Below are 15,714 nucleotides of genomic sequence, written 5' to 3'. Positions count from 1 at the left end.
AGGCAGCCCGGCATGGCCGGGCTTTTTCATGGGAAGGTGCGATTGGACTGATTGCTGATGGGGGAGGGCGCATCGGCACAGCTCACCTGATTGCGCCCCAGGTGCTTGGCCCGATACAGGGCCCGGTCGGCATCGCGCATCAGCAAATGAGCGCTATCGTGCTGTGCATGGCGGGTGGCCACGCCGATACTGACGCTTACCCGGTCGCCGGCACTGCTCTGCCGATGGGCAATGGCCAGTTGCCAGATGGCAAGCCGGATCTGCTCGGCCAGTTGGCAGGCGTGTTCGCTGTTGCTGCCGGGCAGCAGCACGCTGAATTCTTCACCCCCCACCCGTGCCGCCAGGTCTTGTGGCTCTGGTAGCCGGGCCTGGATGCACTGGGCAACCTGGCGCAGGCATTGATCACCTGCCAGATGGCCATAGCTATCGTTGAATTGCTTGAAATAGTCGATGTCGATCTGCAGCACGCTCAGCGGGCTGGCTTCCTGTCTGGCCTGCTGGAAATACTGGCTGAGCTGCTCATCGAAATAACGTCGGTTGGCAATCCCGGTGAGGCCGTCGCTGAACGCCATGCGCGCCAGATCGGCATTGGCGCTGCGCAGTTGCTGCTGGGCACTGCTTAGCGCCTGCAATTGCTGTCGGCGGATGATGGTATTGGCCAGTGTTTCCCCCACCAGCCGGGCTTGCTGCTGTTCCTTGCCTTGCCAGCGACGCTGCCGGCTGATCATGTCGCAACCAAACATGCCAACCGGCCGGCCCATGTGGTCGATGCGCAGCATGAACAGGCTCTGCACTTGATGGGCTTGCAGCTCCGCTCGTTCGGTGCTGGCGCTCTCCGGCAGGTCGGTCAGTGCATCCAGCGATAGCAAACCGAAGTTCTGCAGTTGCTGACAGGCCCACTGACGTTGCAGCATGCTTTGTCCCCGCAGGGTATGGGTGGTGGGCTGGATGCCGGATGCACACCATTCATGCACCGTCTCAACCAGCCAGTTGTCAGCAAAGCTGATCAGGTAACAGCGCTCCACTTGCATGAAGCGGCCGATCTCGCCCAGTGCCATGTCGGTGGCCTGGTCGATGTCGTGCAGTGGAATATTGATGAAGCGCGTGGAGATGCCGGCGATCAATTGCTGGAAACTCAGTAGCTGATCCAGCTCCCGCGTGCGCTCTGTCACCAGGTCGGCCAACTGGTCGCGGTGACTGGCCAACTCGGTTTCGATGACCTGCCGTTCCGCCAGATGGCGGTTGATGTTACTGCTCATGCTGCGAAAGGCCCGCGCCAGCTCACTGAGCTCATTATCCACCACCTGCTCGGGCGTACCGGGCAGCAAGGGCGGCAGTGGCTGGCCTGGCTGATAATTGCGTACCGTATGCGCCATGTCTTGCAGAGGCTTGACCAACTGGCGGTTAAACAGCCACCACAGCAGCAATGCCAGGCCGAAAAACTCCAGCAGGAACTGCAAGGCCGAGCTGATGACCTCTTGCCACATGGCGTGGTAGATGTGCTGGTGTGACACGGTGACCAGCAGGCTGCCTATGCTTTCCATGCTATGTGTTGCCCGCAGCGGCAAGCGGTATTCCTCACTATTGAGGCGGTCGGCTGCTTCCGGGTTTTCATAGCGCAGCGACTGGCCCAGCTCGGTGCGCAGCTCGACACTCTGCACGCCTGGCAACTGGGCGATCAGGCGCAATTGCAGCTGAATGGCCGGGATGTCCACGTCCCAGGCACTCTGTCCCAGCAAGGGCAGATAGAGGCGTGACACCGTGGCCGGAATGGCATCCATTTGCTGTTGGCCATTGTGTAGAACCTGTACCGCCTTAAGCGTGGTGACTGCCACACCGAACAGCAGGGTGTACAGCAGCAGTTGCCAGATCAGTTGGCGGGTGAGTCGGCGCGTCGGCATGGACAAGCTCCTAGTTCAGCAATGCGCTAAAGCCGAAGGCATAGCGCTGCAAGGCCGGATTGGCAAATTTGCTGAACTGCTTGAAGTGAATGCCGCTGAAGTCATTATCGGCAAATAATTGCAAAAAGCGCCGGGCTTGCGCCGTAGACACCGTACCAAACACCACAGGCTGCAGTTGCAGCCCTTCGCTGGCAAAGTCCTGCCCGTGCTGATAGTCGTACAGCAGCACCAGACTCCAGGCACCCATCATGAAATGGCCCGCCGCCAGTGCGCTCAGACGTCCGTCGCGCCGCTCACGCATGGCCTGGCGTGAATTGTTGATGGCACTGACCAGCACCTGCTTGCCTGGCTGTTTGCCACTGCGGGTAATGGCATCTTCCAGACCGAATGCCATTTCATCGTTGGCTGCCCAGACAATATTGATCTGCGGATAGCGCTGCAGCAGCCACAAGCCTTGCTGCTGAGCACGCTGCCGTTCCCATTCTCCATAAACCAGCTGGGTCAGCCGGGCCGATGGGTGGGCGGCCAGTACCTGCCTGGCACCTTCCACCCGTTCGGTGGATGCCGGTGTGGAGCGGTCACCGGCCATCATCAGTACATGGAGCGGCGTACCCCGAGGGAAGCGCTGGCGGGCTTCATCCAGCAGGGCCTGCATGGTGAGGCTGCCAGCCATGGTGTTATCTGGTGCCAGCGAACCAAGCCAGCGCCGCAGCCGCTGACGCGGCAGGCCACTGGCTTGCAATTGCGCCGGCGTCAGTTGATTGAAGCTGATGAAGCTGGGAATACCCGCCTGATCGGCGATGGATAACATGGCTGGGCCGGTCAGTTTTTCGTTGACCAGCAGCAGGTAGTCCGGCTTGCGCGGGCGCTGTGCCACCATCCGGGTCAGCTTTACCATCTGCAATGGATCGCGCTGGGCATACAGCACCTCCAGCTGGATACCCAACTGGCTGGCAGCCGCCTGCATTGCCCGGCTGGCACTCAGCCAGAAGGCCTCATCAGGGCGCCCCGGTGAGATGAAAGTGACCGAAAACGCCCATGCCTGGCTGTGCAACATTATTGCAACAACCAGCACAAGAAAACGGAGCTGTCGGATCACCTGCATGCCGGGGGCCTTTATTCATTCCTCCTGCATATTTCGGGCGGCACAGGGACTGAGCGACATGTCAGCCAGTTCAAAGACTTCTGAGCTGGCTGAGCGGCAAGGAGGTTGTGCGCTTGATTTCTTTCAGGACGAAACTGGATTTTACATCTTCCACGCCTTGCTGCTGTAGCAGTTCATCCATCACAAAACGTGAAAAGTGTTCCAGATCTTCAAAATATACTTGCAACAGGTAGTCCATTTCCCCTGTCATTGCAAAGCAATTGATGACTTCCGGCCAGCGCTGGACGGCATCAATAAAGCTTTGTACATGCGTGTTGCCACGCTTTTCCAACACCACGCGCACATAAGCCTGCAGGCCCAGGCCGATTTTTGCCGGGTCCAGCAATGCCACGTACTGGCGAATGACACCAGACTCCTCCAGTTGCTTGAGGCGTCTGAGACAGGGGGAAGGAGAGAGGGCTACTCTTTCCGCAAGCTCCACATTGGTCAACCTGCCATTGAGCTGTAGCTCGGACAGGATGCGCAAGTCTGTCTTATCTAGCGTAAGACTTGGCATGTAAACTCCTCTGGTTTTAATTTGTTGAAATTATATTTCTAGTTATTGTGTATCTTGGGAATATTAGCAAGAAAATTGCCAAGCATTTTCCCTAGAATAAAAAGCCTAACCCGGACATTTTACACGGTGGCAACAGATCACTGGATAATGTCGGCAAAGATAGAGGAGATGCCTGGTGAGACACACAAAACCGTGCCGCCGGCAAACTGAAGCAGTTGCTGCCCCTGCGTGAGGGTGGGGCTGCGTCTGGCTGTTTCGCCGTGGGCAGCAGCGTGTTGCTGCCTCTGCCACCCGCAAGCTTGCTTGCTCTCCTCGCTTTCCGTCTTATCCTGCATGGTGCTGTCTACTGTCTGTCCGGACACTTGCCTGCCATCACACACATCAGGCATGGCGGTGGTGATCATAAAGAGGAGAGATGATGAAAATGGAAGCACTGCTGCACAACCCACTGGCCACCGACGGCTTTGAGTTTGTCGAATACACCGCCCCCACCGCGCAAGGCATTGCCGATCTGCGCCAGCTATTCCTGTCGCTGGGTTTTATCGAGGTCGCCCGCCACCGCAGCAAGAATGTCAGCCTGTACCGGCAGGGTGATATCAACTTCATCCTGAATGGCGAGCCCACCCAGCCGGCCAACGAATTCGGCAAGGTACATGGCCCGTCCGCTTGTGCCATGGCCTGGCGGGTGCAGGATGCGGCCAAGGCCTATGAATATGCGCTGGCCCACGGTGCCAAACCCTATGTGCGCCCCATCGGCATGATGGAGCTGAACATCCCGGCGGTGGAGGGCATTGGCGGTTCGGCACTGTACTTTGTCGACCGTTACGGCCCGGCGCACAATATCTACGATGTGGATTTCCTGCCGCTGGACGGCGTGGACCAGCAGCCGGCTGGTGTTGGTCTGGTTGAGATCGACCACCTGACCCACAATGTTTTCCGCGGCAATATGGCCAAGTGGGCCGGTTTCTACGAAAGCATCGGCAATTTCCGCGAAATCCGCTATTTCGACATCGAAGGCAAGCTCACCGGCCTGGTGTCCAAGGCCATGACCAGCCCTTGCGGCAAGATCCGCATCCCCATCAACGAATCCTCCGACGACAAGAGCCAGATCGAGGAATTCCTGCGCGAATATCACGGCGAAGGCATCCAGCACATTGCGCTGACCACCCGCGACATCTACCAGACGGTGGAAACACTGAAGGCCGCCGGCACCCGCTTCCTGGATACGCCGGACACCTATTACGACAAGGTGGACAGCCGCGTGGCCGGTCATGGCGAAGACCTGGCCCGCTTGCGCAAGAACAGCATCCTGATTGACGGCGCACCGGTGGAAGGTGCCGGCATTCTGCTGCAGATCTTCACCGAAACCGTCATCGGGCCGATTTTCTTCGAAATCATCCAGCGCAAGGGCAACGAGGGCTTTGGCGAGGGCAACTTCCGTGCCTTGTTTGAATCCATCGAAGAAGACCAGATCCGCCGCGGCGTGCTGAAGGCGGACTGAGGCGATATCGGCGCGAGTGGCAGGCTGGTCTGTCCGGTCTGCCCGTCTGCAATGCATCGGTCGCAGGGCAGTCTGACTGCGCGGCGACCAAGGAATGCCCATGCGTAAATGGATAGGATTCCCGCACCGGGAAGGGACAATTTCCCGTCAGGCCCACGCCGATTTGCCGGCGGAGGGCATTTATGAACGTGAAGTGGGGCGTAGCGGCTTTTTTGGCCCGGCCACCCATCTGCATCACAAGCACCCGCCCACCGGCTGGTCGGCCTGGGAAGGGCCGCTCAAGCCGCGCGCCTTCGACCTGAACGCGCTGCCCAAGGACGTGGCCGCCCCCTGGTCCGCACCGCTGGTGTTGCACAACAGCCAGTGCCAGTTGCGCATCTGGACCTGCTCCCAGGCCATGACCCAGCTATACCGCAATGGTGATGGCGATGACATGCTGTTCATCCATGCCGGCAGTGGCGAGCTGTTTTGCGACTACGGCCATCTGAGCTATCGCGATGGCGATTACATCCTGATTCCGCGTTCCACCAACTGGCGCATCGAACCGGCTGACACCACCACCATGTTGCTGATTGAAGCCAGCAACGGGGCTTACCAGTTACCGGACAAGGGCATTGTCGGCCCGCATGCGATTTTTGACGAAGCCATGCTGGATGTGCCGGCCATCGACGATGCCTTCAAGGCGCAGCAGACCGAAGATGAATGGCAGGTGGTGATCAAGCGCCACAATGTGCTGTCCACCGTCACCTACCCGTTCAATCCGCTGGATGCCATCGGCTGGCATGGCACGGTGGCGGTGGCGCGCATCAACTGGCGTGATATCCGCCCGCTGATGAGCCATCGTTATCACCTGCCACCCTCGGCACACAGCACCTTTGTGGCCGACGGCTTTGTCATCTGCACCTTTGTGCCGCGTCCGATCGAATCCGACCCCGGTGCGCTCAAGGTGCCGTTCTATCACAACAACGACGACTACGACGAAGTCATCTTCTACCACGCAGGCGACTTCTTCAGCCGCGACAACATCAAGCCCGGCATGCTCACCTTCCACCCGGCCGGCTTCACCCATGGTCCGCATCCCAAAGCCTTTGCCAAGGCCATGAGCGAGCCGAAGAAATTCACCGACGAAGTGGCGGTGATGATTGATAGCCGCAGCGCGCTGGAGCAAGGCCCCGGCCTGCCTGCCGTCGAGTGGACCGGCTATGTGGACAGCTGGAAGCCCAAGACCTGAACCAGACACCGGGCGGCTGGCGTGACGCGTCATACCGCCCGTCAAGGAAAACACACCGATGAAACTTGCCACCTACCGCAATCACACCCGCGATGGCCAGCTGATGGTTGTCAGCCGCGATCTCAGCCAAGCCCTTGCCGTACCGCATATCGCCACCAGCCTGCAGGCTGCGCTGGATGACTGGAGCCGCTGTGAGCCGGCCTTGCAGGAAGTCTATGCCGCCCTGAACCAGGGGACGGTCAACGCTGCCGTCAGCTTTGACCAGTCCGCCTGTCACAGCCCTCTGCCGCGGGCCTACCAGTGGGCGGACGGCAGTGCCTATCTCAATCATGTGGAGCTGGTGCGCAAGGCACGTGGTGCCGAAGTACCGGCCAGTTTTTATCAGGACCCGCTGATGTATCAGGGCGGCTCGGATACCTTTTTGCCGCCGCATGCCGACATTCCGCTGGCCGATGTCAGCTGGGGGCTGGATTTTGAAGGCGAAGTGGCGGTGATTACCGACGATGTCCCGCTGGGCAGCCAGGCTGGCGATTGCGCCACGCATATCCGCCTGCTGATGCTGGTGAATGATGTCACGCTGCGCAACCTGATTCCGGCCGAGCTGGCCAAGGGTTTCGGCTTCTTCCAGAGCAAGCCGGCCACCGCTTTCTCGCCGGTGGCGGTAACGCCGGACGAGCTGGGCCAGGCCTGGCAGGACAGCAAGGTACACCTGCCGCTGCGGGTGGAATACAACGGCAAACTGTATGGCCAGCCGCAGTGCGGCGTGGAAATGCAGTTCAACTTTGCCCAACTGGTGGCGCATGTGGCCAAGACCCGCGCGTTGGCAGCAGGCTCCATTGTCGGCTCCGGCACCATTTCCAATCATGACCGTGCCACCGGCTCCTGCTGCCTGGCCGAGCAACGCATGATCGAGATCATCGAGCAAGGCGCACCCGTCACACCCTTCATGCAGCCGGGTGATCAGGTGCGTATAGAAATGCTGGATGCCGCTGGCCATTCCATTTTTGGTCGCATCGATCAGAAGGTGATCGCCCATGACTGAGCGCCTGCTCTATGGTTATTACCGCTCCAGTGCCGCCTACCGGGTGCGCATTGCGCTTAACCTGAAAGGCCTGGAATACCGGCAGCAGGCGGTCAACCTGCTCAAGGGTGAGCAGCGCGATCCGGCCTATCTGGCGCTCAACCCGCAAGGGCTGGTGCCGGCCTTGCTGGATGGCGGCCAGTTGCTGACCCAGTCGCTGGCCATCTGCGAGTATCTGGACGAGGCCTATCCGGATACGCCAGCACTGCTGCCGCGCGACTTGCACGAACGGGCAAGGGTGCGTGCGCTGGCGCTGAGCATTTGCGCCGACATCCACCCGCTGCACAATGCCCGTGTCCTGAAATATCTGGAAGGCGAACTGGCGCAACCGGAAGCCACCAGACTGCAATGGATACGTCACTGGATTGCCAGCGGCTTTGCCGCACTGGAACAACAATTGGCGGCCAAGCCGCAGCCCTTCGCCTGCGGTGATGCCCCCGGCCTGCTGGATGCCTGCCTGGTGCCGCAGGTGTTTGCCGCACGGCGCTTCGGGCTGGACCTGACACCGTATCCGCACATCGTGCGCGTGGATGCCGCCTTGGCCGACCTGCCTGCCTTTGTCGCTGCCCATCCGGCACGGCAGGCGGATGCGCCGCCGGCCTGATGTTGAAAACCGGGCGGCTTGCCTGAATCCGGCGTCTTTTTCAGCCTTTTTGAAAAATGTCTTGACGCAGCAAGCCTGCTCTGATTTAATGCGTGGCTCTGATGACGCGAAAGCGTAGCAGTGATGGCCAGTTAGCTCAGTTGGTAGAGCAGCGGATTGAAAATCCGCGTGTCCGTGGTTCGATTCCGCGACTGGCCACCAATATCACCGCAGCTATCAGACGGCCAGTTAGCTCAGTTGGTAGAGCAGCGGATTGAAAATCCGCGTGTCCGTGGTTCGATTCCGCGACTGGCCACCAGAATTCACGCAAAAGCCAAGCTCAATGCTTGGCTTTTTGCATTTTGGCATGCGCTGCCGTGTAGTCCTGCAGCTACATGGCAGGGGGTGTAAAATCGCTTGCTCCCACACTCATGCGGAGTCCTGCCGTGTACCGTTTCATTGCCTCCGATCTGGACGGCACCTTGCTGGATGAACACCACTGCGTCAACGCGCTGACTGCGCAAACCCTGCAACTGCTGGAAGCACGCGGCCTGCGTTTTGCGCTGGCTACCGGCCGTCACTATCTGGATGTCAAAGGCATCCGGGATGCGCTGGGGATATCCGCCTATCTGATCAGTTCCAATGGCGCGCGGGTGCATGACCCGGACAACCGCCTGATCCACAGCAGCAATCTGGACCCCGCCATCGTGCGCCAGATTGCCCAGCCGGAATTTGCTGCCGGGACGGTGCTGAATTTCTATCTGGATGATGCCTGGCTGATAGACCAACCTTACCAGTACCTGCTGGATCTGCATGCCGACTCCGGCCTGCACTACCAGGTTGCCCCCTTGCATCAGCATGATGGGGCAGGGGTGGCCAAGGTGCTGTATATCGCCGACCACACCCATTTGCTGACGGTTGAGGCCAAGCTGCATCAGGCCCTGGGCGACCGTGCCTATATCACTTTCTCGGCGGACAATTGCCTGGAGGTGATGGCACCCGGTGTTTCCAAAGGCCATGCGCTGCAACTGGTGCTGGACGAGCTGGCTATCGATACCGCCGATTGCCTGGCCTTTGGCGATGGCCAGAATGATATCGAACTGCTGCAAACCGTGGGCCACCCGCGGGTGATGGCCAATGCCCACCCCCGCTTGGCATCGCAGCTGCCACAGGCGCAAACCGTGGCCAGCAATGTTGAATCCGGCGTGGCGCTGCATCTGCGCCAGTTGTTTGCCTTGTAGCTGCCGGGCGTTGTTCCGCACGCAATGAAAAATGGCTGCCATCGGCAGCCATTTTGATTGTTGATACGTGGCATCTCGCTTTCTTGCGAGAAAGCGAGGCTCCCTTTCAAGGAAAGGGCGGGGGGATTGGGAATCGATGGGAGGGCTGCGGAATCAAGCAGTGAATCGAAAGGCCCGGCTTTGCCGGGTCCCGTACCATCGCACCAAATTACTGTAGCAGCAGCCTGGGGCTGCCAAGGCAGCCCTTTTTGTTGCTAGCAAAGCTAATCAGCCCTGCAAGGCTTGCGCCAGCGCGCCGGCCTTGTCGCCAACGATCAGATGCCAGGTGCCCGGCTGAGTTTGCACGCAGGCCATCACCCCGGCTTCACGAGCCGCAGCTTCATTCAGGCTGGCCGCCTGCTTCAGTTGCACGCGCAGACGGGTGTGGGCGATGGCTTGCACCTGTTGCACATTGTCGCGGCCACCCAGTGCAGCCAGGATGGCGGCGGCAGTGGCAGCCAGTTGCGGGTCGGCAGTCACGGCAACCGGTGCGGCTGCGGTGTCGACAGCGGCCGCGGTACTGGCACTGGCAGACGCAGCCGGCAGTTCGGCATCGTCACCGGCGGTTTTCAGGTAGATCTCCATATCGGTTTTCAGGTTTTCCGATTGCGGCCCGAAAATGGCCTGAATACCGCTGCCCACTTGTACCACGCCGGATGCACCCATGGCCTTGAGTTTGGCCTGGTCCACCTGGGCCGGGTTTTTCACCGCAATGCGCAGACGGGTGATGCAGGCATCCAGATTGGTGATGTTGCTGCGACCGCCAAAGGCCAGTACCAGGGCGCGGGCGCGCTGGTCTTCACTTACCGCACCTTCGCTGCTGCTGTCTTCGTCTTCACGACCCGGTGTTTTCAGGTTGAATTTCAGGATGACGAAGCGGAACACGCTGTAGTAGATGACGGCGTAGATCGGCCCCAGGATGAACACATACCAGGCGTTGTGCGATTTGTTGCCGATCAGGTTGAACATCAGGAAGTCAATGCCACCTTGCGAGAAGGTGAAACCCATGTGCATGTCCAGCGAGTTGGCCACAAACTGGGCGGACGCTGCCAGGCAGGCATGGATGAAGTACAGCACCGGAGCCACGAACAGGAAGGCGAATTCGATGGGTTCGGTAATGCCGGTCAGGAAGGAAGTCAGTGCGGCGGAAATCATGATGCCGCCCACTTTCACCCGGTTTTCCGGCTTGGCGGTGTGCCAGATGGCGATGGCAGCCGCCGGCAGGCCGAACATCTTGAACAGGAAGGCACCGGACAGCACGCCGGCAGTGGCATCGCCGGCAAAGAAGCGGTTGATGTCGCCGTGGATGTGTTTGCCGCTGGCATCGACAAAATCGCCCATTTCAAAGAAGAAGGGCACGTTCCAGATGTGGTGCAGGCCAAACGGAATCAGCAGACGCTCGACGAAACCATATACGGTGGCGGCAGTGCGCGGGTCGCTCACGGCAGCCCATTGCGAGAAGGTCTTGATGGCACCACCGATGGGCGGCCAGACGAAGGACAGCACCGCGCCCAGCACGATGGCGGCAATGGCGGTGACAATGGGCACAAAGCGCTTGCCGGCAAAGAAGCCCAGGTACTGTGGCAGGCTGATGCGGTAGTACTTATTGAACATGTAAGCCGCCAGACCACCGGCCAGAATGCCGCCGAACACACCGGTCTGGATGGATGGCATGCCCATGATGGTGTCGGGTTTCACGCCCAGCAGCCCGGCCATCACGCCCAGCGTGGTGGTCATCACCAGAAAGCCGATGGTGGCGGCAATGGCGGCCACTCCGTCGTTTTCGGTAAAGCCCAGCGCCACGCCCACGGCAAAGATCAGCGGCAGATTGCCGAAAATCACGTCACCGGCGTTTTTCATCAGCGACAGGATGGCCAGCAGCACGGTGCTCTGGGTGTGGAAGTCGGTTGCACCAATACCCAGCAACAGGCCGGCAACCGGCAGTACGGCCACAGGCAGCATCAGTGCCTTGCCGATTTTCTGCAGAAAAGCGAAGGATTGATCAAACATGATAGTGATTCCTGCGTAATGCTCCCGCCTGGGTCAGCAGGCGAGGAGCCAGCACCGTCCAGGCTTGCCGGACGGCAGGTTGGTCGCGCTTAGCGCGCCTGTTGTGCCAGATGGGCGCGCACCTCGGCCACCGTGCCCAGTGCCAGCACCTGTTGGGCCAGCGTACGGCATTCGTCCATGCTCCAGCGCGCCAGTGTGGCCTTGACGCTGGCCACTGCCGGGGTGCTGACCGACAGCTCGGTCACGCCCAGGCCAACCAGCACCGGTGCGGCACGTTCGTCCGAGGCCAGACCGCCACACACACCCACCCACTTGCCGTGGGCACGGGCGCCGTCGCAAGTCATGGCAATCATCGCCAGCACGCCCGGATGCAGGGCATCGGCCTGCTTGGCCAGTTGCGGATGGCCACGGTCCATCGCCAGCACGTACTGGGTGAGGTCGTTGGTACCGATGGAGAAGAAATCCACTTCCGGTGCAAAGCGTGCAGCCAGAATGGCGGCAGACGGTACTTCCACCATGATGCCTACCTTGACGTCGGCATGGCCGCTGGCGGCTTGCTCTTCGGCCAGAATGGCCTTGGCGGCGCGCAGCTCGTTCAGGGACGCCACCATGGGGAACATGATGTGCAGGCGGGTGAGTGGGGCGGCTTGCAGAATGGCACGCAACTGGGTGCGCAGCAGGTCGGGGCGATCCAGGCTGACGCGGATGCCGCGCAGGCCGAGGAAGGGGTTGTCTTCCTTGGGCAGCGGCAGGTAGGACAGCGGCTTGTCGCCACCCACGTCCAGCGTGCGCACCACCAGCGGGCGCTCGCTGCCCAGCTCGCGGGCCACCGCGCAGTATTCGGCAGCCTGTTCGGCTTCGGACGGTGCGGTGTCGCGGTTATCAAACAGGAATTCCGAACGCAACAGGCCCACGCCTTCGGCACCGGCTTTCATGGCGTCACGGGCATCGGCGGCATTGCGGATATTGGCCACCACTTCGATACGGCTGCCATCGCTGGTCTGGCCCGGCTGTTGCGACATGGCCTGTTCGGCGGCGCGACGTTCAGCCAGACGGGCGATGGCGGCTTCAGCCTCGGCCTTCTCGGCGGCGGTGGGGGCAATGTTCAGGGTGCCGGCCGTGCCGTCCAGAATCACTTCACGGCCATCTTGCAGAGCCAGCGCAGCTTGCGAGATGCCGCAAATGGCCGGAATGCCCAGCGAGCGGGCCAGAATGGCCACATGGCTGGTGGCTCCGCCGGTGCGGGTGCAGAACCCTAGTACCTTGCTCGGGTCCAGCGCAGCAGTGTCGGACGGTGCCAGGTCTTCGGCAATCAGGATGGAACCGGCCGGTACGTCCAGCTCGGCTTGCTTGACGCCAGCCAGCAAGGCCAGCACGCGGCGGCCTACATCGCGGATGTCGTTGGCGCGTTCACGCAGCAGGGCGTTGTCCTGCGCTTCCAGACGGGCAGAGTAGGCGCTGAAGGCGGCACGCCAGGCCCAGGCGGCGGATTTGCCATCGGCCAGGCCCGCATAGGTCAGGGCCAGCAGGTCCGGGTCCTGCAGCAGTTCCTGATGCATGGACAGGATGGCGCGCTTGGCTTGGTCTTGCAGTTGGGCCTTGATGGTTTCAATCTGCTCGGCGGCTTCTTCGGTGGCGCGGGTGAAGTTTTGCTGTTCCACCACGCCGGCGGCACCGGCTTCCACCACGTCGAACTCTTGCAACTGGTGGTGGAAGATGCGGCCAATGGCGATGCCGGGCGAAGCACCCACGCCAGCCAGCACGCCAGCGCTGTCCTGTTGCACGGGCTGGGCCGCTGCCGGGGCAGCTGCGGCCGGCGCTTCGTCCAGGCTCTCACCGCAGCGGTCCAGCAGCAGTTGGGACAGTTCGGCAATCGCAGCGGCGGCATCCGGGCCGGTGGCCAGTACCCGCACTTGATCGCCATTGACCGTAGCCAGGCCCATGATGCCGACCACGGATTTGGCATTGGCTGCCTTGTCGCCCAGTTGCAGCTGGATATCCGCCGCAAAGCGCTTGGCGGCGCTGGCAAACACGGCGGCCGGACGGGCATGCAGGCCGGCCGGGTTGGTGAGGGTGATGCTGTCGGAAGTCAGGGTTTCGCCTTCGGCCTGGCTGCTGGCCGTCGCGCTGCCTTGCAGTTCCAGCGTCATGATGATGCTCTTGCCCGCTTCCACCATGCCGCTGGCGCAGGTGAGCTTCTGTACCACTTCACCATTGGTGATGATGATCTGGGTGAGCAGGCTGGGGGCGGTGCAGGCCACCAGGTCGAGGTCGAAGTCGATCAAGGCTTGGCCCGCCTTGACTTGCTGGCCTTGTTCCACCAGCGGCACAAAGCCTTCACCCTTGAGCATGACGGTGTCGATGCCGATATGTACCAGCACTTCGACACCGTTGTCCGAGGTAATGGTCAGCGCATGGTGTGCGGTGTGGATATTGCTGACGATGCCGCTGACTGGGGCCAGCAGCGAGCAGGAAGTTGGGTCCAGGGAAATGCCGTCACCTACCATTTTGCCGGCGAAAACCGGATCGGGGACGGTATCCAGAGCGACCAGCCACCCGGAGAGGGGAGCCAGAATGTCCAGTCGTGGCGCGGGAGAGCCCATGTGAAACTCCTCAGGAGTTGATTGCAACAGTTATTTTATTACGAGCGATTGTTGGGGCAGGATTAAGCCGCAACTCGGCGCGTAAGGCAAGTGCCTAATCAGCCTGTAAAACGCAAGAATATTGTTATTTCAGGATTAAACCTGATTTTGCCACGGGATGTGTAGGCAGATTGCAACGTCTGTATGATGCCAATATTGTAATTTAGCTACAGCTTTGATGTGAAACTGGCTTGATGGCCGTCAATAAAATGCACTCTTGCTTGCTGCACCCATGCCACAGTATTGGCGTGGCGGCCGCAAGCATTCAGCATAGCGGGATGCTGCGGTGGAGCAAGCGCGCAACGTAGGGGGAAATGAAAACGCGACCCGTCTGGCTGGACGGATCGCGTTTTGAGGGGGATGGCGTGGCGGATTAGTGCTGCGCTGTGCGGCCTGGCTGCTCACCCAGGAAGAACAGGGCCAGCGAGCTGGTGATCAGGAAGGCCGAGTATTCCCAGCCACCGCCCTGGTTGGTAAACATCCAGCCATTGGCACCATGCACCAGTACGATGGTGCCGGCCAGCAGCGGTACCAGTGCCAGCGCAACCCAGCGTGCTTTCAGTCCCAGGATCAGCAGCAGGCCGCCGCCGATTTCAGCGGCCATCGACAGGTAGCCGACAAAGCCGGGCAGGCCGAGGCTGGAAAAGAACTGGGCGGTGCCGGCGGGGCCGAACACGAACAGCTTGGTGGCTCCGTGTGCCAGATACATCAGGCCCAGCGATACGCGCAGAATCAGGGCGGAAAGAGCGGGAGAGGTGGTTTGCATGGTGAAGGCTCCTGTAGCGGTTAAAGCCCTTGTGCGATTGGGCTGTGGCAATGCGTGCATTTGACCATGCGGGTTTGTTTGAATAAATATGCTATAAATGAAAAAATTATTTACTAATTGGAAATAATATGGACCGATTCTCCGAAATCCGCGCCTTTGTCACCGTGGCGGAGCAAGGCAGTTTTGCCGCTGCCGCCGACAGGCTGGACCTGTCGCGCGCCATGGTGACCAAGCTGGTGTCGGCACTGGAGGCCCGACTGGGCGTGCGCCTGATGCATCGTACCACCCGGCGTCTGTCACTGACCGAGGCCGGTGAAACCTATCTGGCGCAGGGCGGGGCGCTGCTGGCCGAACTGGAGGACCTGGACGCGCTGCTGTCGCAAGGTGCCAGCAAGGCCAGTGGCCGCTTGCGGGTGACGGCACCGGTGTCGTTTGGCATGCGCTTTCTGGGGCGGGCTGTTGCCGGTTTTCAGCGTGAGCACCCGCAGGTGGAAGTGGAGCTGTCGCTCAATGACCGTAAAGTGGATCTGGTAGAGGAAGGCTTCGACCTGGCGATCCGCGTGTCCAATCTGGCCGACTCCAGCCTGATTGCGCGCCATCTGGCCAAGGTGCGCGACCGCCTGTGTGCCTCGCCGGACTATCTGCTACGCCAGGGCATGCCACAGCACCCGGATGAGCTGGCCCAGCATGACTGCCTGATCTACACCCTCACCAGCCAGCCTGGCGTATGGGAATACCAGGGGCCGGATGACAGCACTGGCCGGGTACGGGTCAAGAGCAGTCTGCGTGCCAATAATGGCGATATTCTCACCGATGCGGCCATCCATGGCATGGGTATTACCCGCCAGCCGGAATTCCTGCTGCAGCAGGCGTTGGCCGATGGCCGGCTGCAACTGGTCCTGCCCGACTATCACTGGAGCTGCCTGGATGTTTCGGCAGTGTATCCGGTGCGCCGCCATGTGCCAGGCAAGGTACGGGTGTTTGTCGATTACCTGGCCGACTTTTTTGGCAAGCAAAAAAACAGCCCGTCGTATGACGGGCTGTAAACTGACTGAAAG

At 60.6% G+C, this 15,714-nt stretch carries 12 protein-coding genes and 2 tRNA genes; 8 read left to right on the top strand and 6 right to left on the bottom strand.

What is annotated here, in order from left to right; genetic code table 11:
* Positions 1–26: 26 nt before the first annotated feature.
* From DLM_RS16890 to DLM_RS16880, 3 genes are all read right to left on the bottom strand, one after another.
* Positions 27–1,901 (bottom strand): GGDEF domain-containing protein, encoded by a 1,875-nt coding sequence (locus DLM_RS16890; protein WP_089085889.1) that lies wholly within the window; start codon positions 1,899–1,901, stop codon positions 27–29.
* Positions 1,902–1,911: 10 nt separating this feature from the next.
* Positions 1,912–2,958, bottom strand: a complete 1,047-nt coding sequence (locus tag DLM_RS16885; RefSeq protein ID WP_167467144.1) for an ABC transporter substrate-binding protein — start codon at positions 2,956–2,958, stop codon at positions 1,912–1,914.
* Between the two features lie 118 nt (positions 2,959–3,076).
* The gene (locus DLM_RS16880) at positions 3,077–3,562 is read right to left on the bottom strand and encodes an Lrp/AsnC family transcriptional regulator (RefSeq protein ID WP_089085887.1); all 486 of its coding nucleotides are present in this window, start codon (positions 3,560–3,562) and stop codon (positions 3,077–3,079) included.
* A gap of 418 nt (positions 3,563–3,980) precedes the next feature.
* On the opposite strand from DLM_RS16880, the gene hppD reads away from it, so the two are divergent.
* The 7 genes from hppD (at position 3,981) to DLM_RS16840 (ending at position 9,199) form a co-directional block, all read left to right on the top strand.
* On the top strand, positions 3,981–5,063 hold the full coding sequence (hppD, locus tag DLM_RS16870; protein ID WP_089085885.1) for a 4-hydroxyphenylpyruvate dioxygenase: 1,083 nt from the start codon (positions 3,981–3,983) through the stop codon (positions 5,061–5,063).
* 100 nt (positions 5,064–5,163) lie between these two features.
* A complete protein-coding gene (locus tag DLM_RS16865; protein ID WP_089085884.1) occupies positions 5,164–6,294 on the top strand; it encodes a homogentisate 1,2-dioxygenase in 1,131 nt (376 codons plus the stop codon).
* 58 nt (positions 6,295–6,352) lie between these two features.
* Positions 6,353–7,336: a fumarylacetoacetate hydrolase family protein gene (locus DLM_RS16860; RefSeq protein ID WP_089085883.1), complete on the top strand. Its 984-nt coding sequence runs from the start codon at positions 6,353–6,355 to the stop codon at positions 7,334–7,336.
* The gene (gene maiA, locus DLM_RS16855; protein ID WP_089085882.1) at positions 7,329–7,979 is read left to right on the top strand and encodes a maleylacetoacetate isomerase; all 651 of its coding nucleotides are present in this window, start codon (positions 7,329–7,331) and stop codon (positions 7,977–7,979) included. Before DLM_RS16860 ends, maiA begins: the two co-directional genes overlap by 8 nt.
* A 125-nt stretch (positions 7,980–8,104) precedes the next feature.
* Positions 8,105–8,180, top strand: a tRNA-Phe gene (locus DLM_RS16850).
* A gap of 21 nt (positions 8,181–8,201) precedes the next feature.
* Positions 8,202–8,277, top strand: a tRNA-Phe gene (locus DLM_RS16845).
* A 127-nt stretch (positions 8,278–8,404) separates the two neighbouring features.
* Entirely contained in the window at positions 8,405–9,199 is a 795-nt protein-coding gene (locus DLM_RS16840; protein WP_089085931.1) for a Cof-type HAD-IIB family hydrolase, read from the top strand.
* 267 nt (positions 9,200–9,466) lie between these two features.
* Here the strand turns inward: DLM_RS16840 and ptsG are convergent, their stop codons facing one another.
* The 3 genes from ptsG to DLM_RS16825 form a co-directional block, all read right to left on the bottom strand.
* Positions 9,467–11,248 (bottom strand): PTS glucose transporter subunit IIBC, encoded by a 1,782-nt coding sequence (gene ptsG, locus DLM_RS16835; RefSeq protein WP_089085881.1) that lies wholly within the window; start codon positions 11,246–11,248, stop codon positions 9,467–9,469.
* 89 nt (positions 11,249–11,337) lie between these two features.
* Entirely contained in the window at positions 11,338–13,851 is a 2,514-nt protein-coding gene (ptsP, locus tag DLM_RS16830; protein ID WP_089085880.1) for a phosphoenolpyruvate--protein phosphotransferase, read from the bottom strand.
* 412 nt (positions 13,852–14,263) lie between these two features.
* The gene (locus tag DLM_RS16825; protein WP_089085879.1) at positions 14,264–14,656 is read right to left on the bottom strand and encodes a DoxX family protein; all 393 of its coding nucleotides are present in this window, start codon (positions 14,654–14,656) and stop codon (positions 14,264–14,266) included.
* 128 nt (positions 14,657–14,784) lie between these two features.
* On the opposite strand from DLM_RS16825, the gene DLM_RS16820 reads away from it, so the two are divergent.
* Positions 14,785–15,702, top strand: coding sequence for a LysR family transcriptional regulator (locus tag DLM_RS16820; protein WP_089085878.1), 918 nt, complete (start codon positions 14,785–14,787; stop codon positions 15,700–15,702).
* The last annotated feature ends 12 nt before the right edge of the window (positions 15,703–15,714 follow it).

Origin of the sequence: Aquitalea magnusonii (assembly GCF_002217795.2) — a bacterium.
Lineage (GTDB): Bacteria > Pseudomonadota > Gammaproteobacteria > Burkholderiales > Chromobacteriaceae > Aquitalea > Aquitalea magnusonii_B.
Note: the sequence above shows the minus strand (reverse complement) of the source record. Positions and strands in the feature narration are given on the sequence as shown.

Coding starts and splice junctions, on each gene's coding strand:
- ptsG (WP_089085881.1), bottom strand. CDS start 11,248: ATGTTTGATCAATCCTTCGCTTTTCTGCAGAAAATCGGCAAGGCACTG.
- DLM_RS16825 (WP_089085879.1), bottom strand. CDS start 14,656: ATGCAAACCACCTCTCCCGCTCTTTCCGCCCTGATTCTGCGCGTATCG.
- DLM_RS16880 (WP_089085887.1), bottom strand. CDS start 3,562: ATGCCAAGTCTTACGCTAGATAAGACAGACTTGCGCATCCTGTCCGAG.
- DLM_RS16885 (WP_167467144.1), bottom strand. CDS start 2,958: ATGTTGCACAGCCAGGCATGGGCGTTTTCGGTCACTTTCATCTCACCG.
- DLM_RS16820 (WP_089085878.1), top strand. CDS start 14,785: ATGGACCGATTCTCCGAAATCCGCGCCTTTGTCACCGTGGCGGAGCAA.
- DLM_RS16860 (WP_089085883.1), top strand. CDS start 6,353: ATGAAACTTGCCACCTACCGCAATCACACCCGCGATGGCCAGCTGATG.
- DLM_RS16890 (WP_089085889.1), bottom strand. CDS start 1,901: ATGCCGACGCGCCGACTCACCCGCCAACTGATCTGGCAACTGCTGCTG.
- DLM_RS16865 (WP_089085884.1), top strand. CDS start 5,164: ATGCGTAAATGGATAGGATTCCCGCACCGGGAAGGGACAATTTCCCGT.
- hppD (WP_089085885.1), top strand. CDS start 3,981: ATGAAAATGGAAGCACTGCTGCACAACCCACTGGCCACCGACGGCTTT.
- ptsP (WP_089085880.1), bottom strand. CDS start 13,851: ATGGGCTCTCCCGCGCCACGACTGGACATTCTGGCTCCCCTCTCCGGG.
- maiA (WP_089085882.1), top strand. CDS start 7,329: ATGACTGAGCGCCTGCTCTATGGTTATTACCGCTCCAGTGCCGCCTAC.